The following is a 19,988-nucleotide window of genomic DNA, read 5'->3' on the forward strand; positions in this document are numbered from 1 at the left end:
CCTGCTCCATGGCAGGATCGCGAGACATGAGAACTCTGTACCCGCCCATCGAACCCTACGAGTCCGGCCTGCTCGACGTGGGTGACGGCAACCAGATCTACTGGGAGGTCTGCGGCAACCCCGACGGAAAGCCGGCCGTCATGCTGCACGGCGGGCCGGGCGCCGGGTGCAGCGCCAACCACCGCCGGCAGTGGAACCCCGAGCTGTACCGCATCGTCCTGTTCGACCAGCGCAACTGCGGGCGCAGCCTGCCGCACGCCAGCACGCCGGGCACGTCACTGGCCGCCAACACCACCTGGCACCTGGTGGCCGACATGGAACGGCTGCGCGAGCACCTGGGCATCGAGCGGTGGCAGGTGTTCGGCGGGTCGTGGGGCAGCGCGCTGTCGCTGGCCTACGCCCAGACGCACCCCGACCGCACGACCGAGCTGGTGCTGCGCGGGATCTTCACGCTGCGCCCGCACGAGCTGCACTGGTTCTACCAGGAGGGCGCGAGCTACCTGTTCCCCGACCTGTGGGAGTCCTACCTGGCGCCGATCCCCGTCGAGGAGCGCGGCGACCTCATGGCCGCCTACCGCGCCCGCCTCGAAGGCGACGACGACGCGGCCCGGCTCGCGGCGGCCAAGGCGTGGTCCCAGTGGGAGGGCGCGACGATCACGCTGCTGCCCGACCCGAGCCTGGTGGCGGAGTTCGGCGAGGACAAGATGGCGGTGTCGTTCGCCAGGATCGAGAACCACTACTTCCGCCACGGCGGCTGGTTCGAGCCCGAGCAGCTCATCAGGGACGTCGACCGCGTCCGGCACATCCCGGCCGTGATCATCCAGGGCCGCTACGACGCCTGCACGCCCATGGCCACCGCCTGGGACCTGCACAAGGCGTGGCCCGAGGCCGACTTCCAGGTGGTGCACGACGCCGGGCACGCGGCGACCGAGCCCGGCATCGTCGACCGGCTCATCGCGGCGACAGACGGCTTCGCGCGAGCCTGACCGCGGGGGTGACCGCGCCGACCAGCAGCAGCGCGAACAGCGGCGCGAGCACCAGGCCGAGCAGGAAGCCGCCGGCCACGTCGTGCGGGTAGTGCACGCCGACGAACACCCGGGTGAAGCCCATCAGGGCGGCCAGCGGCAGCACCACCCAGGCCAGGGCGCGCCAGACCAGGATGAGCGTGCCCGCCGCCCCGGCGGCGATCACGGTGTGGTTGCTGGGGAAGGACCAGTCCGTGGAGGGCGGGCAGGCCGCGATCGTGGCGATGCCGCCGCGGCACGGCCGGTCCTCCCGGACCAGCAGCTTGACGCCCTCGCTCACGATGTACGCGCCCACCACCCCGGCCGGCCCGGCGATGGCGAGCGCGAGGTCGCGGGCGGGGGCCTGGCGGGCCCGCCACCAGCACACGAGGAACAGCGCCGCGAAGATGAAAAGGCCGGCGTCCGTGCCGAACTCGGCGAGGGCGTGCAGCCACCCGGGCGTGGTCAGAGCGAAGTCGACGATGTCGCGGTACACAGGTGTCCAATCCGTGAACGGGTAGTGGACACGACCTTATGAACTTTGATCGTCAAATGCTTCGACCGAAAGGGCGATTCCGGTCCTTACCCAAGATACTGGCGCACCAGCAGAGCGCGCCTCTGCTCCAGCTCGCCCTCGGTGATGAGGCCGCGGTCGAACGCCTCGGCGGTGGCGTCCCGCTCGGCCACGTAGTACGCGGCCATGATCTCGCTGCGCAGCGGGGTGAAGCCGCGCTCCACGCAGTCGGAGAAGACGGTGACCTTCTGCTCGACGATGCCGGCGGGGACGGTGCACGTCAGGTCGTGCGCCTTGAGATGCTGAACCGCTTCACGAAGGGTGACCGGGCCGAGGGACCCGTTGAAACGGGTGTCAAGGGTGATCTTCACTGTTTTTACGCCTCCAATCGTTTCAAACGCATCGGCAGAGACCGCGTATTCCCAGTTCAGAGCGGGTAAGAGGGGACACGTGATCGGAGAGCACGTGATCGTCGGCTACAGCAACGACCCCGGCGGGCGGGACGCCCTCGCGCTCGGGGCCGCCATCACCCGGCTGACCGGGGGCGAGCTCACGGTGGCGTCCATCTATCCCCCGGGCAGCCCCGGGCTGGCCGTCGAGGCCCAGGCCAACCTGGCGCACGCGGGTGAGGAGCTGGGCGTCGTCCCGGCCGAGTACATGGCGTTCGAGAGCCGGGGCACGGGCCGCGGGCTGTCGGTGCTGGCCAGCAGGATCAGGGCCGACCTGATCGTGGTCGGCTCGGCGAGCGGCGGCCAGTACGGCCGCATCGCCGTCGGCAGCACCGCCGACCACCTGCTGCACCTGTCGCCGGAGGCGGTGATGCTGGCGCCCTCGGGCTACGTGCCGCCCGACGAGCCCGCCCGGCTCACCCTGGCCTACGTCCACCGGCCGCAGTGCGACGCGGCGGTCGAGCGGGTGGCCCAGGCGGCGCTCCGGCTCGACGTGCCGCTCCGGCTGATCACCCTCGACCTGCGCACCGAGGACCAGGGCAAGCTGCGCGACGACCTCGCCCTGGCCGTACGGCTGGCCTGGGAGAGCACCGGCATCGAGGCCGAGTCGGAGGTGGCCGAGGGCCACGACGTGCAGGCCGCGCTCAAGGACGTCGAGTGGCTGCCCGGCGAGCTGCTGGTCTGCGCCGCCGGCGAGGACGCCCAGCCCCACCGGGTGTTCCTGGGCGAGCTGGCGATGAAGGTGCTCAGGTCGTCGTCCTGCCCGGTCACCGTGCTGCCGCGGGGGTTCTCCTAAGCTTCTGGGCGTGCGTGTCGCCCGATTGATCGTCGTCGTGGTGCTGGCCTCGCTGGCCGGCGTCTACGTGGTGGCCGGCGCCTGGGGGGCGCTGCCGGTGCTGGCCGCGCAGTGCGCCTTCACGCTGCGGGTCAGGAAGGGGTGGCTGCTCGCCGTCCAGGGGGTGCTGGTCTACGCGGTGACGCTGGGGCAGGGCGCGTCCGTCGCGATCCTCGGCTTCCTCGCCGGGTCGCTGCTGGTGACGCGCTGGTGGGCGCTGGCGCCCGCGGTGGCCTTCAGCGGCGTCGTGATCCACCACTGGCGCAACGCGGGAGACGCGGTCTCCACGACGGACCTCGCGATCACCACGGTGCTGGTGTCGCTGGTCGTGTTCGGCCTCATCCGGCTGGTCGAGCGGGTGGCCGAGATGGAGGCCACCCGTCCCGCGCTGGCCGCGGCGGCGGTGGCCGAGGAGCGGCTGCGCATCGCCGCCGAGCTGAGCGACGGCCTCGGGCGCGGCCTGGCCACGATCGGAGCGGGCGCGCGGCGGGCGCTGGCCGCGCCACGGGACGCGGCCGAGACGCTCGGCGAGGTGGTCGCGACGGCGCGGCAGTCGCTGGCGGACGCGCGCGCCGCGGCGGCGAGCTACCGCGCGATGTCCCTGGCCCCGGAGCTGACCACCGCCCGCGCCCTGCTGGAGGCGGCCGGCGTCGGCGTGGAGGTGCGCGCCGCCCACACCGAGCCGCTGGGCCCGGCGGGCGCGCTGCTCGCCTCGGTGCTGCGCGAGGCGGTCACGGACGTCGCCCGCCGCGGCACCGCCACGGTGTGCGTGATCGAGACCTGGGAGGAGCCCGAACGAGCCCAGGTACACCTGCGCGTGGCCGACGACGGCCGCCGCACGGCCGAGGACGACGACGCCGGCGGGCTCGCCGACCCGGCGGGGCTCACGCGCCAGGTGGCGGCGGCGGGCGGCACGCTCACCCGCGGCCTGTCCGGGCAGGGCCGGTACACGGTGGAGGCCGTGCTGCCCGCCACGCGCCCGCCCGCGGCGGCCCGGCGCGAGCCGCCCGACGTCTCGGTGGTCCTGCTGGCCGCCGTGCTGGTCGGGTTCAGCGTCAAGGCGCTGCTGCAGATCCCGGCCGGCCTGCTGGCTCCCGCGGTCGCGGCGCTGGCCGTGATCGTCGTCATGCAGCTGCGCTCGGTCACCGGCCGCCACATGGTGGCGCTGGGGGTGATGGCGGCGCTCACCTTCGCCCCGATCCCGGTGTTCGGGCCGATCTGGCTGGGGGCGGCGGGCTTCCTCGCCGGTCCGGTGCTGCTCGCCTTCCGCCCGCGGACGGCCTGGCCGCTGACGGCCGCGATCCTGGCCGCGGTCTGGACCGTCGCCTCCCTGTACGAGCTGCCCGGCCGCGTCAACATCACGGTGAGCACGCTCACCACCGGCGTGGTGGTCTACAGCCTGCTCCGCCTGGCCCAGCTCGCCAAGGAGCTGCACGCCGCCAGGGAGAGCCTGGCGCGTTCCGCCGTCGTGGAGGAACGCCTGCGGGCCGCCCGCGACCTGCACGACCTGCTCGGCCACAGCCTGGCCGCCATCCTGCTCACCTGCGAGCTGGCCCGCCGCCTGCCCGACCCCGTCCGGGAGCTGGAGAACGTCGTCGCCATGGCCGAGCACGCCCGACACGACCTGCGCTCGGTCACCGGCGAGCAGCGCGAGCTGTCCTTCGCCGCCGAGGCCGAGTCGGCCGGGAAGGTGCTGGCGGCGGCCGGGGTCGAGGCCACCCTGCGGCTCGCGCACCCCGAGCTGCCGGCCGAGGTCGAGACCGTGCTCAGCGCCGTGCTGCGCGAGGCCGTGACGAACGTCCTGCGCCACAGCGCCGCGCGCGCCTGTGTGATCTCCACCTCCGCCGCCGGCGGCGAGGTCGGGCTGCTCGTCCGCAACGACGGCGCGGCCACGGCGGTCCCCCGCCGCGGCTCGTCCGGGCTGGGCAACCTCACCACCCGCCTGGCCACGCTGGGCGGCCGGCTCACGACCGCCGCCGAGGACGGCTGGTTCCGGCTCGACGCGCGCGCTCCGCTAGATCCAGCCGGCCTCGGTGGCGATGCGCACGGCGTCGGTGCGGTTGCGCGCGTTCAGCTTGGCCACGATGGCCGTCAGGTAGTTGCGCACGGTCCCGGCGGTCAGGTGCAGCCGGCGGGCGATGTCGGGGGCCTCGGCGCCGCCCGCCACCAGCCGTAGCACGTCGGCCTCGCGCGGCGTGAGCGGGTTGTCGGCCAGGTCCCAGGCGGTGACCGCGAGGGACGGGTCGAGCACCCGGCCGCCCCGGGTGACCTCCCTGATCGCCGAGACCAGGTCCTCCGGCGGCGCCGTCTTCAGCAGGAAGCCGTCCACCTGGGCGGCCAGGGCCCGCTTGAGATGGCCGGGCTTGCCGTAGGCGGTGAGCATGAGCGTGCGGCACGAGGGCACCCTGGCCCGGATCTCCGCCGCGGCGGCCAGCCCGTCGAGGGTGCCGGGCATGTCGATGTCCAGCACGGCCACGTCCGGCCGGTGCGCGGCGGCCGAGGCCACGGCGGCGTCACCGGACTCGACCGCGGCCACGATCTCGAAGTCGGCCTCCAGGCCGAGCAGGGTCGCGAGCGCGTGCCTGATCACGGCCTGGTCCTCGGCCAGAAGTACGCGAATCACCGGACATGTCTATCAGTCCGCGCGCAGGACCCGGTCGTACAGGTCCAGGTAGCGGTCGGCCATCACGCCGGGCGAGAAGCGGCGCCTGGCCTCGCGGCGGCACTCCTCCGGATCGATCTCGTCCACCCGCTGGACGTACTCGGCCAGCTCCTCCTCGGTGTCGGCGAGGAAGCCGGTACGGCCGTGGTCGATGATCTCGGGCAGGCAGCCGCGGCGCAGACCCACCGGCGGCACCCCGAGCGCCAGGGCCTCGACGACCGCCGTGCCGCCGGGCTCGTCCCACTGGATGGGGAAGAGCGCGGCGCGGGCCGAGGCGTACAGCTCGTCCCTTTCCTGGCCGCCGACCGCGCCGATCCACCTGACCAGGTCGCCGTCGAGGTAGCGGGACACCTGGTCGAGGTGGTAGCGCACGTCGGGATGGCTGTGCAGCGGATGGTAGGGATCCTGCAGGACGACGTCCAGCTCGGCCTGGCTGTCCCGGCCGCAGACCGGGCCGGCCACGACCAGCGGCAGGCCGAGCTTCTGGCAGATCCGGGCGGCCACGTGCTGGCCCTTGAGCCCGCAGATCCGGCCCATGATCACCAGGTGCTCGCCGCGCTCGGCGCGGACGTCCTGGCCGGCGAGCGGCGTGGCCAGGTGGACGGAGCCCAGCGAGGCGGCGCGCAGGGCCTCGGGGGCGCGGGCGAGCTGGGAGTCCGACACCCCGTTGACCGCGATCGAGCGCGGGAAGGCGCCGTAGAACGCCGGGTGTTTGCGCAGGTCCCAGTGGAGGGTGTGGAGGACCGGCGGCCCGCCCAGCGCGGCCAGCACCGCCGGCCCGACGACCTCCACGTGGTCGTGGACGAGGTCGATGTCGTCGCGGGCGCGCAACTCTGCGGCCACCCTGGCCTGGTGCGCGTGCGCGATCCCCATGACCTGGTTGTACGGCTTCTGCAACTCCGCGAACTGGCCCTCGTCGTAGACGGCGATCAGCTCGTCGGCCTCCAGCGTGCTCGACGCCACGGAGGCCAGCACGACCTCGACGCCGCGTTCGCGCAGCGCGGGGACCAGGGTTGCGACCACGTTCTCGATGCCGCCGTAGCCCGGCGGCGGGACCGCCAGCCACGGTCCCGCGTTGATCAGCACCTTCACGCGACGTCCTCCTCCAGCATGAGCGAGGCGAGCGGCGGCCGTTCCGCCACCCCCACGTCCACCAGGCCGGCCCGCCCGTCCAGGCCGAACTGCAGCAGCGTGTGAGCCGGGGATTCGGAGGACACCACGCGGCCCTGGCGTTCCAGCCGGGACCACGCGGTGAGCATGATCTGCCCGGCCATCCGGCCGAGCGCGTTCACGGACTGGTGGCCGTGCGCGCGGGAGCCCAGGTCCACCTGGGCCATCGCGTCCAGTCCCACCAGCTGGAGGAGGTCGACGAGGAGACCGAGCTCCACGCCGTACTCGGTGACGAAGGGCACCTGTTCCAGCACTTCGCGCCGGGCGGCGTACTCGCCGCCGAGGGGTTGGCGGAAGCCCGCCAGCTCCGGCCAGAACAGGTTGAGCAGGGGTCTGGCCACCAGCTCGGTGACCCGGCCGCCCGCGCCGCGCCGGGGCACGCCGTCCTCGCCCGTGAAGGGCCGTTCGTACGCCGCCTTGACGAAATGGGTGCCCGAGTTCACCAGCAGCGGACCGACCAGCCCCGACACGAAGTGCGAGCCGAAGTTGAGCAGGTCCGAGTCGACGAACGCGACGATGTCGCCGTGGGAGGCGGCCAGGCCCTTCCACAGCGCCTCCCCCTTGCCCGACATGCGCGGCAGGTGGGGCAGCACCTCGTTCTGCGCCACGACGCGCGCGCCCGCGGCGCGTGCCCGTTCCGCCGTGGCGTCGGTGGAGTTGGAGTCGACGACGAGGATCTCGTCGACGAGTGGCGCCTGCTCCACCAGTTCACGTCTGATCACGGTGACGATGTCCCCGACCGTGCGTTCTTCGTCGCGCGCCGGCAGGACGACGCTCACCGTTGTGTTGCCCTTGGCCGCGATTAAGGCATCCACCGGCCATTCGGAAGCCGTACTGGAATGCGGGCCACACCACTCCTGGGCCCTGGCCAAAGCACGCACATCTGTCTCCATGCAGTCAGCCCCATCTCATAGGGGCACGACCCCTGCCCGATCTATGCGCCTTTGAACATCGTTGTTTGTTAACCCCTAGACGTGGCATATGTCGGGTTGTGTCCCCAATTACCCATGTCGGCATCATTGGTGCCGGAAATGTCGCCGCTCGCCACGCAGATGTCCTGTCCGGCTTCCCCGATGTGACGATCGCCGGGGTGGCCGACACCGATCTCCACAAGGCTGAGGCGTTGGCCTCCGCGCACGGCGCCCCCGCCTACGGCGACCATGCCGGCCTGCTGGAGGCCGGCGGTCTCGACGCTGTCTACGTCTGTGTGCCTCCTTTCGCGCACGGTAACCCCGAATCCGACGTCTTGTCGTGTAATCTCCCGATTTTTGTGGAAAAACCCCTTTCTCTCGATCTCAAAACCGCAGAAAACATCGCGGCCGAAATCGACCGGCGCGGGCTGCCGTCCGCCGTCGGCCACCACTGGCGCTACCTCGACATCGTCGACCGGGCCAGGGAACGGCTCGACGGCCGTCCCGTCCAGCTCGCGCTCGGGCACTGGCTGGACAAGGTCCCGCCGGTCGGCTGGTGGCTGAAGGCGAACATGTCCGGCGGCCAGATCCTGGAGCAGGCGGTCCACGTCCTGGACCTGGCCAGGCTGCTGGTGGGCGAGGTGTCGATGGTGCACGCCGTACCGGCCGGGAACGTGGTGGACGGCGAGATCGACCGGGCCACCTCGGCCGTGATGAGCTTCGCGGGCGGCGCGACCGGCCTGCTGGCCACCTCCTGCCTGCTGCGCCGCAAGCACCGGGTGGGGCTGGAGGTGTGCGCCGACGGCATCGCGCTGGAGCTCAGCGAGACCCGGCTGCTCGTGGACGGCGAGGAGGCCGTCGAGGACGGCGGCCACGCCAAGACCCTCGTGGACCGCACGTTCATCGACGCGGTGCGCGGGAAGGACGCCGACGTGCGCGCGCCGTACGGCGAAGCCCTGCGAACCCACCGCCTGGCGATCGCGCTGGCGCGCTCGGCGGCGGAACGGAGGCCGGTGATGCTGGATGACTGAGGCGACGAGCACGACACTGAGCATCGAGGCGCCCGGCGAGGTGTGCCTGGTCGAGGAGAAGCTGGCCGGCCTGCCCGACGGCGGGTTCATGGTCGCCACCACGCACAGCGGCGTCTCGGCGGGCACCGAGCTGACCTACCTCAAGGGCGCCAACCCCTACCTCACCTCGACCTGGGACCCGGCGCTCGGGCTGTTCCTGCCGGGCACGCCGTCGGTGGCGTACCCGGTGCGCGGCATCGGCTACATGCAGGTGGGCGTGGTCGCCGAGACCCGCACGCGGGCCGTGGCCGAGGGCGCGCAGGTCGCCATGGCCTACGGCCACCGCACGGCGTACGTGGCCGACCCGATGACCGACCGGTTCGTCGTGCTGCCCGGCGACCTCGACCCGCTGCTCGGCATCTACGTCGCCCACATGGGCCCGATCTGCGCCAACGGCCTGCTGCACGCGGCCGCCGACCTGCACGGCCCGGCCGTCCAGCACCTGGGCGACGGCGTGCGCGGCCGCCGGGTCGCGGTGGTCGGGGCGGGCGTGGTGGGGCTGCTGACCGCGTCCTTCGCCCTGTCCTGCGGAGCCGCCGAGGTGGTGGTCGTGGACGAGACCCGGGCCAGGCTCGCGGTGGCCGAGGCGATCGGCGCGCAGGTCCTGGCCGCCCCCGACGACGACCCGGCGGTGACGCTGAAGCGCCGCTGGCGGCACGCCCCGGGCGACCGCGGCGCGGACCTGGTCTTCCAGTGCCGCGGTCAACCGCGGGCGCTGGCCCTGGGGCTGCGGCTGCTGCGCCCGCAGGGCACGCTGATCGACCTCGCGTTCTACACCCAGGGCGCCGACGAGGTGCGGCTGGGCGAGGAGTTCCACCACAACGGGCTGGCACTGCGCTGCGCCCAGATCGGCCGGGTGCCGCGCGGCCTCGCGCACGCCTGGGACCGGGAACGCCTCTCGCACGAGACGATCGGCCTGCTCAGGGAGCGCGGGAGGCTGCTACGCGAGCACGTGGTCACCGACGTCGTCGGCTTCGGGGAGGCTCCCGAACTTCTGACCGATCTCGCGGCCCGACGGCGGCAGGCCGTCCAGGCCGTGCTCAGCCACGACGTCGAGGATGAGGGCCGCTGACCAGCTGAAGTCCCGGCAGCCGTGGCCGCGCAGCGTGAACGGGTTGAAGTACTCACGGAAGCCGGAGTGGGCGACGGCGTGGATCATGCCCTCGGCGAGCAGGTCGGCCAGGTCGGGACGGCGGTCCCGGAGCCCCTGCCAGACCAGCCAGGTCAGGTTGATCCAGCTCGGCCCGCGCCAGTAGCGGGCCGGGTCGAACTCGGCCGTGGCCGGGGCGTGGCTGGGCAGCACGCCGTCCTTGAGGGAGAACCTGTCGACGGCCGTGCCGATCAGCGCCTCGGCGATCTCCAGCGGCAGCCCGGGAAGCATGAGCGGCACCAGGCCGGCGGCGCTGCCCGAGCGGATCAGCCGGCCGGTGCGCAGGTCGCGGGGGCGGAAGTGGCCGTCCTGGTAGAGGTGGTCGACCATGGCGGCGGTGACGGCGGCGGCCTCGCGCCGGTGGGGCTCGGGGTCGCGGCCGCACACCTCGGCGATCTCGGCGAGCGCCGACTCGGCCACGCCGTACGCGGCGTTGAACAGCGGGTCCTCGATCTCGAACGAGCCGGCCCGCTGGTAGCCGCTGTCGCGGTAGGCGCCGGCGAGGGCGACGTACCGCTCGTAGTCGCGGTCGGTGGGGCGCTCGTCGGCGCTGACGGTGTTGAGGTCTCTGCGGACGAAGCCCGTCGCGCCGGCCTCGACGGCCCGCAGCGGAAGGTCCCAGGCCGGGCTGTTGTCCATGCCCGACTCCCACGGGTGGACGATCGAGATCAGGCCCTCGGGCGAGCGGCGGGAGGCGCGCAGGAACTCCTGCTGGGCGACGAGCTTGGGGTAGATCCTGGCCAGGAACGCCGGGTCGGGCTCGGCCTGGTGCACCTTCCAGGCGGCCAGCGCGTGCACGGGTGGCTGGACGATGCCGGAGGTCGCCGAGCCGGACGGCGCGCGGGCGCCCCAGAACTGGGGGCCGGGGAAGTAGGCGCCCTCGGGCACGACGGGGTTGAACACGATGTGCGGCACCCGGCCGTCGGCCCACTGGGCGCCGAACAGCGACAGCAGTTCGGACCTGGCCCGCCGCGGCGACCAGCGGGCGTTGCCGATCGCGATGAAGGCGGAGTCCCAGCTCCACTGGTGGGGGTACAGACGACGGGAGGGAACCGTGTAGCTGCCGTCCCAGTTGGCGACGAGCACGCGTACGGCGTCGCGAAGGATCATAGGAATTTCCTGATGAAGGCCGCCGTCTGCGGGAGCACGATCTCGGGCTCGCCCCGCAGCCGGCACTCGAGGGCGAGGTAGCCGTCGAAGCCGACGGCGTCGAGCGTGGCGAGCTGCGCGCCCCAGTCGAGGTGCCCGGTGCCGGGCTGGTTCCTGTTGGACTCGCTGATCTGCATGTGCGCGATGTACGGGGCCGCCTCCGCCAGGGCCCGGCAGGGGTCGTCCTCCTCGATGTTCATGTGGTAGGTGTCGCCGACGATCCTGATTGAGTCCATCGAGCAGTACGAGACCGCGTCGGCCAGGGTGTTGACCATGTGGTTCTCGTACCGGTTGAGCGGTTCGAGCATGATCAGCACGCCGTTGCGCTGGGCGTGCTCGCCGAGGATGCCGAGCGCCTCGGCCAGCACCTCGCGGTCGTCCGCGGCGGTGCGCGGCGGCTCGAACGGCGGCAGCCGAAGCGAGAACTGGCCCCACGAGGCCGGGGTCATGACGCCGATGCCGCCCAGCTCGGCGATCACTGTGAGCTGCGACCTGAGCTGCTGGATGGCGTCCTTGCGCTTGGCCGGGTCGAAGTCGCCGATGAAGTGCGGCATCTCGACGCACACCGTCGGCATCACGACGCCGTCGGCCAGCGCCCGCTTGAGCTCGGTCAGCCGGCCGGCGAAGTGGAAGTCGCCCTTCCCCCTCAGCTCGATCGCGTCGAACCCGGCCTCCACCGCGAACGCGAACTTCTCCTGCAGGCTGCGGCCGGGCAGAAGCTGCTCCTGGGCGGCGAGCTTCATCGTGACTCCTCGAAGGTGAAGACGAGCTGGAGCACCTCGGACTGGTGCTTGTCGATCAGGTCGAACGCCTCGGCCGCCTTCTCGACCGGCACGAGGTGGGTGACGAGGTCGCCGACCTCGACCTCGCCCCGGTGCACGAGCTCCATGAACGTGCGCTGGAGGCGTTCGACGTCCCAGCGGTGGGCCAGCCAGGAGGCGACGCCACCGATCTGGGAGGAGACGAGCTGCACCTGGTTGTGGTGGAACTCCTCGCCCAGCCGCAGCCCGATGCCGTCGCCCTGGTAGAAGCCGGCCGCCACGACCCGGCCGCCCTTGCGCACGCTCCTGATGGCCTCCTGCAGGCCCAGGTGGTTGCCGCTGAGCTCGATCGCGGTGTCGGCGCCCTCGATGCGTTTGCGCAGAAACTCGGCGACCGAGCCCGACCGCACGTCGAACGTCTCGGCGGCGCCGAACTTCCTGGCGAGTTCGAGCCGGTCGGGGATGGCGTCGGCGGCCACCACCCGGGCGCCGCTGAGCACCGCCATGCGGGTGGCGAGCAGGCCGATGACGCCCTGGCCGAAGATCGCGACCTGGTCGCCCAGGTGCACGTCGGCGGCGTGGACGGCGTTGAGCGCGATGGCGCCGACCCGGGCGAAGACGCCCGCGACGGGGTCGGCCCCCGGCGGCAGGATGTGGCCGGCCAGCTTCTCGGCGGGGACGACCGCCTCGGCGCGGTGGCCCCAGATGCCCCACACGAGGCTGCCGACGGGCGGCTCGGCGACGTCGGGGGCCGCCTCCACCACCTCGCCGACCTCCTGGTAGCCCCAGCCGGACAGGGGGTAGGCGTGCGTCTGGCCTTCGAGGAAGAGCCGGCGCTCGGTGTCCCACTTGCGGGTGAGGTAGGGATTGGTGCCGCGATATGCGGTCAGCTCGGTGCCCGCGGAGACCCCGGAATACAGGGTCCGCACCCGGACGGAGCCCGGCACGAGTTCGGCGGGCGACTCCAGGCTGACGCTGACACGGCCTGGCTCTTGGAAGGTGATGACGCGCATACCCCACACTTACGCTTTTTGATCAAACAAAAGTCAGAGATTTAGTGTTTGTTTGCACACCATAGTTGCGCTCGAAACACTCGTAAGTCTACGACTTCCGTCGATCGCGGCCGATGGAATCCAGGTTTCCGGGCGGGCGCGTTCTGGAAAGAGACCTTACCGACATGTCACGCCCCGTCTGTCCACCTGATCCGGAAGCGCCAGAAGTGCTTGTCCGGGCAGCATCCGGATGACCGAAATGACATCAGACCAGATCGTTTCGAGGTGGGCGTCCGTGATCGGTTCTGGGGAAGATTTGCCGGAACGCCGACGAATCTTTTACCGACGGCCCTGATGACGTGCGGCGGCGGCACGGCGAGGGTCTGGACCGGTCTCGTTCTCGCCTACGCCAGGTGCCTGCCCCATTTCTACGGGTAAGTGCGGCATATCCCCAACCAGAGGAGCGTGCCATGCCGAACAGGGTCACCGCCGTCCTCTCCGTCGCACTGCTGGCCTCGGCCGCCCTCACGGCCTGCGGCGACGGCGGCGAGCAGCAGTCCGGCGCGAAACAGATCACCGTCTGGACCGAGGAGAACCTCGGCGACCGGATGGCCGTGCAGAACCAGATCATCGCCGAGTTCACCAGGAAGACCGGAATCAAGGTGAACCTGGTCGGCGTCGGGGAGGACCAGTTCAGCCAGACCGTGACGGCCGCCGCCGCCGCGGACGACCTCCCCGACGTCATCGGCGCGCTGCCACTGGCCTCCGTCCGCGAGCTGGAGGCCAACGACCTGCTGGACACCGAGACGCCGGGCCGGATCGTGGACGGGCTCGGCAAGGACTCCTTCTCGCCGCGCGCGCTCGAACTGGACTCCTCGGGCGGCAGGCTGCTGGCCGTGCCCAGCGACGGGTGGGCGCAGCTCCTGCTCTACCGCAAGGACCTGTTCGACAAGGCCGGGCTGGCGCCGCCGGACACCTACGAGGCGCTGGAGGCGGCGGCGGCGAAGCTGAACGCGGGTGGGGTGGCGGGCGTCACGCTGGCGATCGCGCCCAAGGACTCCTTCACCGCGCAGAGCTTCGAGCACGTGGCGCTGGCGAACGGCTGCCAACTAGTCGACAATTCCGGAAATATCACGCTAGATAGCCCACAGTGCGTGAAAGCCTTCGACTTCTACGCGAAACTGGCGAAGAACTACTCAGTCAAGGGCAAACAGGACGTCGACTCCACCCGGGCCACGTACTTCTCCGGGAAGGCGGCCATGATGATCTGGTCGTCGTTCATCCTCGACGAGCTGGCGGGGCTGCGTAAGGACGCGCTGCCGAGCTGCGCCGAGTGCCGCGGCGACCCCGAGTGGCTGGCGAAGAACACCGGCGTGGTCACGGCGCTGAAGGGCCCCGGGGCGAGCGCGCCCGCCCAGTACGGCGAGATCGTCTCCTGGGCGGTGCTGCGCGGCGCGGCCACCGATCCGGCCGCCAAGTTCGTCACGTACATGATGGACGAGGGCTACGAGCGCTGGATCGGGATGGCGCCCGAGGGCAAGTTCCCCACCCGCAAGGGCTTCGAGGACAGGTGGAAGAAGCTGCCCGCGGGCGTGGACGCCAAGAAGCCGCTGTCGGAGGTCTACCCGGCCGACGTGCTCGACGCGCTGCGCCGCAGCCCCGACACCTTCGCCCGCTGGGGCATCCCGCAGGGCCAGGGCAAGCTGGTCGGCGCCACGATGGGCGAGCTGCCCGTCCCCAAGGCCCTGAGCCAGGTGGCCGACGGCTCGCTGACCCCGCAGGCCGCCGCCGCCCAGGCCAAGAAGGACGTGGAGACCATCAAGCGCGGGATCCGGCAATGAGCGCACCCCGCACCCTGCGGCAGCGGGAAGGGCGGGCCGGGCTGGCGTTGATCTCGCCGACGCTGGTCATCACGCTGGTCGTGGTGGTGCTGCCGCTGCTGTGGGCGATCATGCTGGCCTTCCAGGACGTACGGCTGATCAACATCCGCCGGGCCGGCGTCTTCGGGCACTACACGCTGGAGAACTTCACGTACGTGATCTCCGAGCCGGGCTTCTGGGCGTCGCTGCTCAACACCCTGGTCTACACGGTGGCCGGCACGGCGTTGTCGATCGCGATCGGCCTGGTCACCGCGCTCGCCCTGCGCGCCAGGTTCCCCGGCCGCACCTTGGTCAGGGCCTCGATCCTGATCCCGTACGTGGCGCCGGTGGTGGCCGTGGCCTTCCTGTGGGAGACCATGCTGAACCCCCAGTACGGCATCGTGAACACCTGGCTGAAGGAGCCGATCGCCTTCCTCACCCAGGCCCAGGGCGACCTCCTGGGGCTGAAGGTGCCGGTCGCGCTGTTCACCGTGATCGCGTTCGAGGCGTGGCGGTACTTCCCGTTCGCGTTCCTGTTCATCCTGGCCCGGCTGCAGGCGCTGCCGGCCGAGCTGGAGGAGGCCGCGGTCGTGGACGGGGCCACCCCCACCCAGCGCTTCCGGCACGTGATCATGCCGCAGCTCTGGCGCATCGTGGCGCTGCTGGCGGTGCTGCGGTTCGTGTTCACCTTCACCAAGTTCGACGACGTCTACCTGCTGACCGGCGGCGGCGCCGGCACCGAGGTGGTCAGCGTGCGCGTCTACAACTTCCTGACCGCCCGCGACGACATCGGCGCCTCGGCCGCGCAGGCGATCGTGCTGGCCGTCGTCCTCGTCGTCCTGCTGGCCGTGTACCTGCGCTTCTTCTCGGGAGGCGATCGTGAGCAGGGATAGGTTCGAGCGCGCGCTGTTCGCGGCGCTGCGGCCCGTGGTCATCGTCTTCCTCTTCGCCGTCACCGGGCTGCCGTTCCTGTACATGGTGACGCTGTCCGTACGGGACATCCAGGAGCTCATCCTGGAGCCCGGCTCGGTGTGGCCGCGGCACTTCACCCTGGACACGTACGTGAACGTGCTGACCACCCAGGGGTTCCTCACGTTCATCAGGAACAGCGCGGTCGTCGCGGTCGCCTCGGTGGCCGCCACGCTGCTGATCTCGATCCCGGGCGCCTACGCCGTCGCGCGGCTGCGCTTCTTCGGCCGGCGGCAGGTGCACTTCCTGTTCCTCGCCGTCTACCTGTTCCCGGCGATCGTGCTGGCCATCCCCCTGTTCGTGCTGTTCACCATGCTGGGCCTCAGGGGATCTCTGGTCGGACTGATCCTGGTTTATATCGCGCAGACCGTGCCCGTCACGGTATACATGCTGCGCAACTACTTCGAGACCGTGCCGCAGAGCGTGGAGGAGGCGGCCGCGATCGACGGCTGCTCGCGGCTGTCGACCATCTGGCGGGTGGTGCTGCCACTGTCCAAGCCCGCGCTCATGGCAACCGGCCTCTACGCGTTCATGATCGCGTGGAACGAGTTCCTGTTCGCCCTGCTGTTCCTCGTGGAGCGGCGGGAGAGCTGGACGGTCTCCCTGGGGCTCTCGCAGCTGGCGGGGAGCATAGAGATCCCCACGACGGTGCTGATGGCAGGATCCGTGGTGCTGACGCTGCCCATCGTGATCGTGTTCTTCGCCAGTGAACGCCTGCTGACGGAGGGCCTCACGGCAGGAGCGGAGAAGGGATAGACATGCTGACGGCAGGGCAGATCCTCCAGCTCATCCGCGATGGCTCCTGCCGTACCCGCAAAGACCTGATCGAGTTCACCGGCCTGTCCCGGTCGACCGTCACCGACCGGGTCGACCGGCTCATCGCCGCCGGCTACCTGCACGAGTCCGGCGTCGGCGCCTCGGGCGGCGGCCGGCCGCCCTCGGTGCTCGACATCGACGCCGCCAGGCGGCTGATCCTCGTGGCCGACCTGGGCGCCACCCACGCCAGGGTGGCGCTCACCGACCTCGCCGCCCGTCCGATGGCCGAGGAACGCGCCGAGATGCGCATCGACCGCGGGCCCGAGCCCGTGCTGACGTGGGTGCGCGAGGCGTTCCAGCGCCTGCTGGACAGGACCGGGCGGCCGGCGGGCGACGTGTGCGGCATCGGGCTCGACCTGCCCGGCTCGGTCGACCACACCGACGGGCGGGTGATCAGGTCGTTCCTGATGCCGGGCTGGGACGACCACCCGATCAGCGAGGCCGTCGGGCGCACGTACGACGTGCCCATCCTGGTGGAGAACGACGCCAACGCGATGGCCCTCGGCGAGTGGTGGTCGTCCTGGCGGGAGACCGAGTCGCTGATCCTGGTCAAGGTCTCCACCGGCATCGGCACCGGCATCGTCCTCGACGGGCAGATCTACCGGGGCGTCGAGGAGGCCGCGGGCAACATCGGGCACGTCCGCATCCGGGAGACCGACGACCGGGTGTGCACCTGCGGCTCCCGCGGCTGCGTGGCCTCCCTGGCCAGCGGGCACGCGCTCGCGGCCGACCTCGGCCGGGAGACCAGCCGCGACGTCGTGCGCCTGGTGCAGGCCGGCGACCCGGCGGCGATCGCGCGCGTCCAGGAGGCGGGCCGCACGCTGGGCGTGGTGCTGGCCACCGCGGTCAGCCTGCTCAACCCCGGCGTGCTGGTGCTGGCCGGGGACATGGCGCGGACGCAGGAGCACTACCTGACCGGGATCAGGGAGATCGTCTACCGGCGGAGCCTGCCGTACACGACGCGCAACCTGGAGATCGTCACCAGCAGGCTCGGCGACCGGGCCGGGATCGTGGGCATGGCGGTGATCGTGATGGAGCACGTGCTCTCCCCCGCGGCCGTGGACGGCGCGCTGGCCGCCGTCGGCTGATCAGGCCAGCGCGCGCGGCAGGGCGGTGGCGGCCTCGGTGAGCGAGGGGCCGTACCAGGTCAGCAGGCGGCCGCTGACCAGCGCGCAGGCCAGGCCGGGGAACGCCTCGGGGCCGTCGTCCGCGCTGAAGGCGTAGGGCTCGTCGGGCAGCACGACCAGGTCGGGGCGGTGGCCGGTCAGCTCGGGCAGGGGGATCTTCGGGTAGCGGTCGGGGTGGGCGGCGTACAGGTTGTCCACGCCGAGGTGCCGCAGCACGTCGCCGGTGAAGGTGTCGCGGCCCACGACCATCCAGGGGCGGCGCCAGATCGGGATGATCGCGGTGCGCCGCGGGCCGGGCGCGGGGGCTCCCCACGCCTGGCGGGCGGCCGACAGCCAGGCCGGGCGGTCCGTACGGCAGGCGTGCGCGAACATGCGCTCCAGCGAGGCGAACGCCTGCTCCAGCGTCTCGATCCTGGTCACCCACACCGCCACGCCCGCCTCGCGCAGGGCCTGGACGTCGGGCGCGCGGTTCTCCTCGGCGTTCGCCAGGACGACGTCGGGGCGCAGGCGCAGGACGGCGTCGAGGTCGGGGTTCTTGGTGCCCCTGACCCGGGCCACGTCCAGATCGGCCGGATGCGTGCACCAGTCCGTCGCTCCGACCAGCGCCTCGGGGACGGTCGCCGCCACGGACTCGGTCAGCGACGGCACCAGCGATACGATCCGCCGGACGGTCTGGGGTACCTCCACAGGGATCCCTGTGTCATCGTGGACCACGGCACCACCTTAGGTTGCGTTTTCCGGAAATATGCGTAGCACCACTCTTATGTCGGTATAGGTCCGTAGAATCCCGGTAAAGATCGTTAAAACTCTGTGATCGGGGGCTCGACGGTTGGAGCACGAGGCATCGGATTTCGATCCGAACACGCCGAACGTGGCACGGCTCTACGACTACTACCTCGGCGGCAAGGATCACTTCCCGGTCGACCGCGAGGCGGCCGAGCGCATCCTCACGGTGGCGCCCGAGGTACGGGCGGCGGCGCGGGCCAACCGCGCCTTCCTCGGCCGCGCCGTACGCCACCTCGCCGAGTCGGGGATCAGGCAGTTCCTCGACATCGGCACGGGGCTGCCGACCCAGGGGAACGTGCACGAGGTGGCCGCCAAGGTCGCCCCTGGCTCCCGCGTCGTCTACGTCGACCGTGACCCCGTGGTGCTGGTGCACGCCAGGGCGCTGCTCACCGGCCACGGCGAGGACACGACGGTGGTCGAGGGCGACCTGCGCAACCCGGGCGACATCCTGCGCGACCCCGAGGTGCTGCGGACCATCGACTTCAGCCGGCCGGTCGCCGTGCTGCTGGTGGCGATCATGCACTTCATCGAGGAGTCCGACGATCCCGAGGGCATTCTCAAGACCCTGCGTGAGGTCATGGCGCCGGGTAGTTACCTGGTCATGTCCCACGGCACCAGCGACGCCCGTCCCGACGCGGTCAGCACGGGCACCGAGGTCTACCGCAACGCCACCGCGCGGCTGGCGCTGCGCAGCCGGGCCAGGATCAGGGAGCTGTTCGAGGGGTTCGAGCTGGTGGAGCCCGGTCTGGTGTGGCTGCCCGAGTGGCATCCCGACCAGGCGGACACGATCGACTTCATGGACCGCCCCGAGTCGTCGCTCATCGTGTGCGGCGTGGCCAGGAAGCTCTAGGACCAGCCCATGGACCTCGGCCTCGCCGTCCCGCAGTACGGCAGGTTCGCCGCGCTGAGCAGTGTGACGCGGGTGGCCCGCGAGGCCGAGGCGATGGGGTTCGCCGGCCTGTGGGCGGGCGACCGGCTGCTGACGCCGCTGCGGCCCAAGGACCGTTATCCCGGGGGCGACGGCAGCGTGCCGGAGGCCCATCGGGTGTCCCTCGACCCGTTCGCGGTGCTGGCGGTGGCCGCGTCCGTGACCTCCTCGGCACGGCTGGGCACCAGCGCGCTCAACGCCTGCTGGTACCCCCCGCCGGTGCTGGCCCGCTCGCTCACCACGATCGACCACCTGAGCGGCGGCCGGCTGGCGGCGGGACTCGGCCTCGGCTGGTCCTCCGACGAGTACGCCGCCGTGGGCGTGCCCTGGAAGGGCCGGGCCGAACGCTACGAGGCCACCCTCGACGCCCTGGAGGCGATCTGGGGCGCGGACCCCGTGACGTTCGAGCACGAGCTGTGGACGATCGCGCCCAGTCACATCGACCCCAAGCCGGCCCGCCGCCCGCCGCTGCTGCTGGCCGGGTTCGCCCCGGACGCGCTGCGCAGGATCGGGCGCAGGGGCGACGGCTGGCTGACGGCCGCGCTGCCCCTCCCCGTGCTCCTGTCGATGTGGGAAACGGTCAGGGAAAGCGCCGAGCGGGCCGGACGCGACCCGGACGCCCTGCGCATGATCCTGCGCTCCAACCCGCTGATCACCGGCGACGGCACCCCGCCGCGGAGCGGCACGGTCGCCGAGATCGCGGCGTACCTGTCGCAGGCGGCGGAGGCCGGGGTCCACGAGGTCATCCTGGACCTCCAGCACACCGCCGCCGACGACGACCATTTGCTGGAGCTGGCCGCCGAGTTCCGTGAGCGCCTCGGCGCCGCTTGAGCGCG

At 71.7% G+C, this 19,988-nt stretch carries 18 protein-coding genes and 2 pseudogenes; 11 read left to right on the top strand and 9 right to left on the bottom strand.

Annotated features, from left to right (window positions below; translation table 11 throughout):
• Window positions 1-26: 26 nt before the first annotated feature.
• On the top strand, window positions 27-986 hold the full coding sequence (gene pip / locus ACNF49_RS49780; RefSeq protein WP_357971011.1) for a prolyl aminopeptidase: 960 nt from the start codon (window positions 27-29) through the stop codon (window positions 984-986).
• Here pip and ACNF49_RS49785 read toward each other — a convergent pair.
• Window positions 952-1,500: a phosphatase PAP2 family protein gene (locus tag ACNF49_RS49785; protein ID WP_357971010.1), complete on the bottom strand. Its 549-nt coding sequence runs from the start codon at window positions 1,498-1,500 to the stop codon at window positions 952-954. The genes pip and ACNF49_RS49785 overlap by 35 nt on opposite strands.
• A gap of 86 nt (window positions 1,501-1,586) precedes the next feature.
• Window positions 1,587-1,889: a hypothetical protein gene (locus ACNF49_RS49790; RefSeq protein ID WP_357971009.1), complete on the bottom strand. Its 303-nt coding sequence runs from the start codon at window positions 1,887-1,889 to the stop codon at window positions 1,587-1,589.
• A 79-nt stretch (window positions 1,890-1,968) separates the two neighbouring features.
• Here ACNF49_RS49790 and ACNF49_RS49795 point away from each other — a divergent pair, with 79 nt between their 5' ends.
• Entirely contained in the window at window positions 1,969-2,763 is a 795-nt protein-coding gene (locus ACNF49_RS49795) for a universal stress protein (RefSeq protein ID WP_357971008.1), read from the top strand.
• A gap of 406 nt (window positions 2,764-3,169) precedes the next feature.
• Window positions 3,170-4,441: pseudogene (locus ACNF49_RS49800) on the top strand (histidine kinase); the annotation flags it as partial.
• A 375-nt stretch (window positions 4,442-4,816) separates the two neighbouring features.
• Here the strand turns inward: ACNF49_RS49800 and ACNF49_RS49805 are convergent.
• Genes ACNF49_RS49805 through ACNF49_RS49815 form a run of 3 tightly spaced genes read right to left on the bottom strand, consistent with a single transcriptional unit; the run spans window position 4,817 to window position 7,527 of the window.
• Window positions 4,817-5,425, bottom strand: coding sequence for a response regulator transcription factor (locus ACNF49_RS49805; RefSeq protein WP_357971007.1), 609 nt, complete (start codon window positions 5,423-5,425; stop codon window positions 4,817-4,819).
• A gap of 12 nt (window positions 5,426-5,437) precedes the next feature.
• Complete coding sequence (locus ACNF49_RS49810) at window positions 5,438-6,556, bottom strand: glycosyltransferase (protein ID WP_482942037.1); 1,119 nt, start codon at window positions 6,554-6,556, stop codon at window positions 5,438-5,440.
• Window positions 6,553-7,527, bottom strand: a complete 975-nt coding sequence (locus tag ACNF49_RS49815; protein ID WP_482942038.1) for a glucosyl-3-phosphoglycerate synthase — start codon at window positions 7,525-7,527, stop codon at window positions 6,553-6,555. The genes ACNF49_RS49810 and ACNF49_RS49815 overlap by 4 nt, the downstream gene beginning before the upstream one ends.
• Window positions 7,528-7,625: 98 nt before the next feature.
• Between ACNF49_RS49815 and ACNF49_RS49820 the strand changes: the two genes are divergently transcribed.
• The gene (locus ACNF49_RS49820) at window positions 7,626-8,576 is read left to right on the top strand and encodes a Gfo/Idh/MocA family protein (protein WP_482942039.1); all 951 of its coding nucleotides are present in this window, start codon (window positions 7,626-7,628) and stop codon (window positions 8,574-8,576) included.
• Window positions 8,569-9,687 carry a zinc-binding dehydrogenase gene (locus ACNF49_RS49825; RefSeq protein ID WP_482942040.1) on the top strand — a complete coding sequence of 373 codons (1,119 nt, stop codon included), beginning with the start codon at window positions 8,569-8,571 and terminating at the stop codon, window positions 9,685-9,687. Before ACNF49_RS49820 ends, ACNF49_RS49825 begins: the two co-directional genes overlap by 8 nt.
• Before the next feature lie 9 nt (window positions 9,688-9,696).
• On the opposite strand, the pseudogene ACNF49_RS49830 reads toward ACNF49_RS49825, so the two are convergent.
• From ACNF49_RS49830 to ACNF49_RS49840, 3 genes and pseudogenes are all read right to left on the bottom strand, one after another.
• A pseudogene (locus ACNF49_RS49830) lies at window positions 9,697-10,875 on the bottom strand (MGH1-like glycoside hydrolase domain-containing protein); the annotation flags it as partial.
• Window positions 10,872-11,657: a sugar phosphate isomerase/epimerase family protein gene (locus tag ACNF49_RS49835; RefSeq protein ID WP_357971002.1), complete on the bottom strand. Its 786-nt coding sequence runs from the start codon at window positions 11,655-11,657 to the stop codon at window positions 10,872-10,874. The pseudogene ACNF49_RS49830 and the gene ACNF49_RS49835, both read right to left, overlap by 4 nt.
• Window positions 11,654-12,688 carry a zinc-binding dehydrogenase gene (locus tag ACNF49_RS49840; RefSeq protein ID WP_357971001.1) on the bottom strand — a complete coding sequence of 345 codons (1,035 nt, stop codon included), beginning with the start codon at window positions 12,686-12,688 and terminating at the stop codon, window positions 11,654-11,656. The genes ACNF49_RS49835 and ACNF49_RS49840 overlap by 4 nt, the downstream gene beginning before the upstream one ends.
• 449 nt (window positions 12,689-13,137) lie before the next feature.
• On the opposite strand from ACNF49_RS49840, the gene ACNF49_RS49845 reads away from it, so the two are divergent.
• From ACNF49_RS49845 to ACNF49_RS49860, 4 genes are read left to right on the top strand one after another with little or no spacing between them, the layout of a single operon-like run.
• Window positions 13,138-14,508 carry an ABC transporter substrate-binding protein gene (locus ACNF49_RS49845; RefSeq protein ID WP_482942041.1) on the top strand — a complete coding sequence of 457 codons (1,371 nt, stop codon included), beginning with the start codon at window positions 13,138-13,140 and terminating at the stop codon, window positions 14,506-14,508.
• Window positions 14,505-15,419 (top strand): carbohydrate ABC transporter permease, encoded by a 915-nt coding sequence (locus ACNF49_RS49850; RefSeq protein WP_357970999.1) that lies wholly within the window; start codon window positions 14,505-14,507, stop codon window positions 15,417-15,419. Before ACNF49_RS49845 ends, ACNF49_RS49850 begins: the two co-directional genes overlap by 4 nt.
• Window positions 15,406-16,251 carry a carbohydrate ABC transporter permease gene (locus ACNF49_RS49855; protein ID WP_352349881.1) on the top strand — a complete coding sequence of 282 codons (846 nt, stop codon included), beginning with the start codon at window positions 15,406-15,408 and terminating at the stop codon, window positions 16,249-16,251. Before ACNF49_RS49850 ends, ACNF49_RS49855 begins: the two co-directional genes overlap by 14 nt.
• 2 nt (window positions 16,252-16,253) lie before the next feature.
• Window positions 16,254-17,399 (top strand): ROK family transcriptional regulator, encoded by a 1,146-nt coding sequence (locus ACNF49_RS49860; protein ID WP_482942042.1) that lies wholly within the window; start codon window positions 16,254-16,256, stop codon window positions 17,397-17,399.
• Here the strand turns inward: ACNF49_RS49860 and ACNF49_RS49865 are convergent, their stop codons facing one another.
• Window positions 17,400-18,152, bottom strand: a complete 753-nt coding sequence (locus ACNF49_RS49865) for a helical backbone metal receptor (RefSeq protein ID WP_482942043.1) — start codon at window positions 18,150-18,152, stop codon at window positions 17,400-17,402. It abuts the gene before it with no gap.
• Window positions 18,153-18,267: 115 nt separating this feature from the next.
• On the opposite strand from ACNF49_RS49865, the gene ACNF49_RS49870 reads away from it, so the two are divergent.
• Both ACNF49_RS49870 and ACNF49_RS49875 read left to right on the top strand, forming a co-directional pair.
• Window positions 18,268-19,074, top strand: coding sequence for an SAM-dependent methyltransferase (locus ACNF49_RS49870; protein WP_357970996.1), 807 nt, complete (start codon window positions 18,268-18,270; stop codon window positions 19,072-19,074).
• A 9-nt stretch (window positions 19,075-19,083) separates the two neighbouring features.
• Window positions 19,084-19,983, top strand: a complete 900-nt coding sequence (locus ACNF49_RS49875) for a TIGR03619 family F420-dependent LLM class oxidoreductase (protein WP_482942045.1) — start codon at window positions 19,084-19,086, stop codon at window positions 19,981-19,983.
• Window positions 19,984-19,988: the final 5 nt, after the last annotated feature.

The sequence above is a fragment of the Actinomadura sp. ATCC 39365 genome, assembly GCF_054392275.1.

Excerpts from the sequence above, each read along its gene's own strand:
- pip (WP_357971011.1), top strand. The coding sequence starts at position 27 with ATGAGAACTCTGTACCCGCCCATCGAACCCTACGAGTCCGGCCTGCTC.
- ACNF49_RS49815 (WP_482942038.1), bottom strand. The coding sequence starts at position 7,527 with ATGGAGACAGATGTGCGTGCTTTGGCCAGGGCCCAGGAGTGGTGTGGC.
- ACNF49_RS49825 (WP_482942040.1), top strand. The coding sequence starts at position 8,569 with ATGACTGAGGCGACGAGCACGACACTGAGCATCGAGGCGCCCGGCGAG.
- ACNF49_RS49835 (WP_357971002.1), bottom strand. The coding sequence starts at position 11,657 with ATGAAGCTCGCCGCCCAGGAGCAGCTTCTGCCCGGCCGCAGCCTGCAG.
- ACNF49_RS49840 (WP_357971001.1), bottom strand. The coding sequence starts at position 12,688 with ATGCGCGTCATCACCTTCCAAGAGCCAGGCCGTGTCAGCGTCAGCCTG.
- ACNF49_RS49845 (WP_482942041.1), top strand. The coding sequence starts at position 13,138 with ATGCCGAACAGGGTCACCGCCGTCCTCTCCGTCGCACTGCTGGCCTCG.
- ACNF49_RS49850 (WP_357970999.1), top strand. The coding sequence starts at position 14,505 with ATGAGCGCACCCCGCACCCTGCGGCAGCGGGAAGGGCGGGCCGGGCTG.
- ACNF49_RS49860 (WP_482942042.1), top strand. The coding sequence starts at position 16,254 with ATGCTGACGGCAGGGCAGATCCTCCAGCTCATCCGCGATGGCTCCTGC.
- ACNF49_RS49875 (WP_482942045.1), top strand. The coding sequence starts at position 19,084 with ATGGACCTCGGCCTCGCCGTCCCGCAGTACGGCAGGTTCGCCGCGCTG.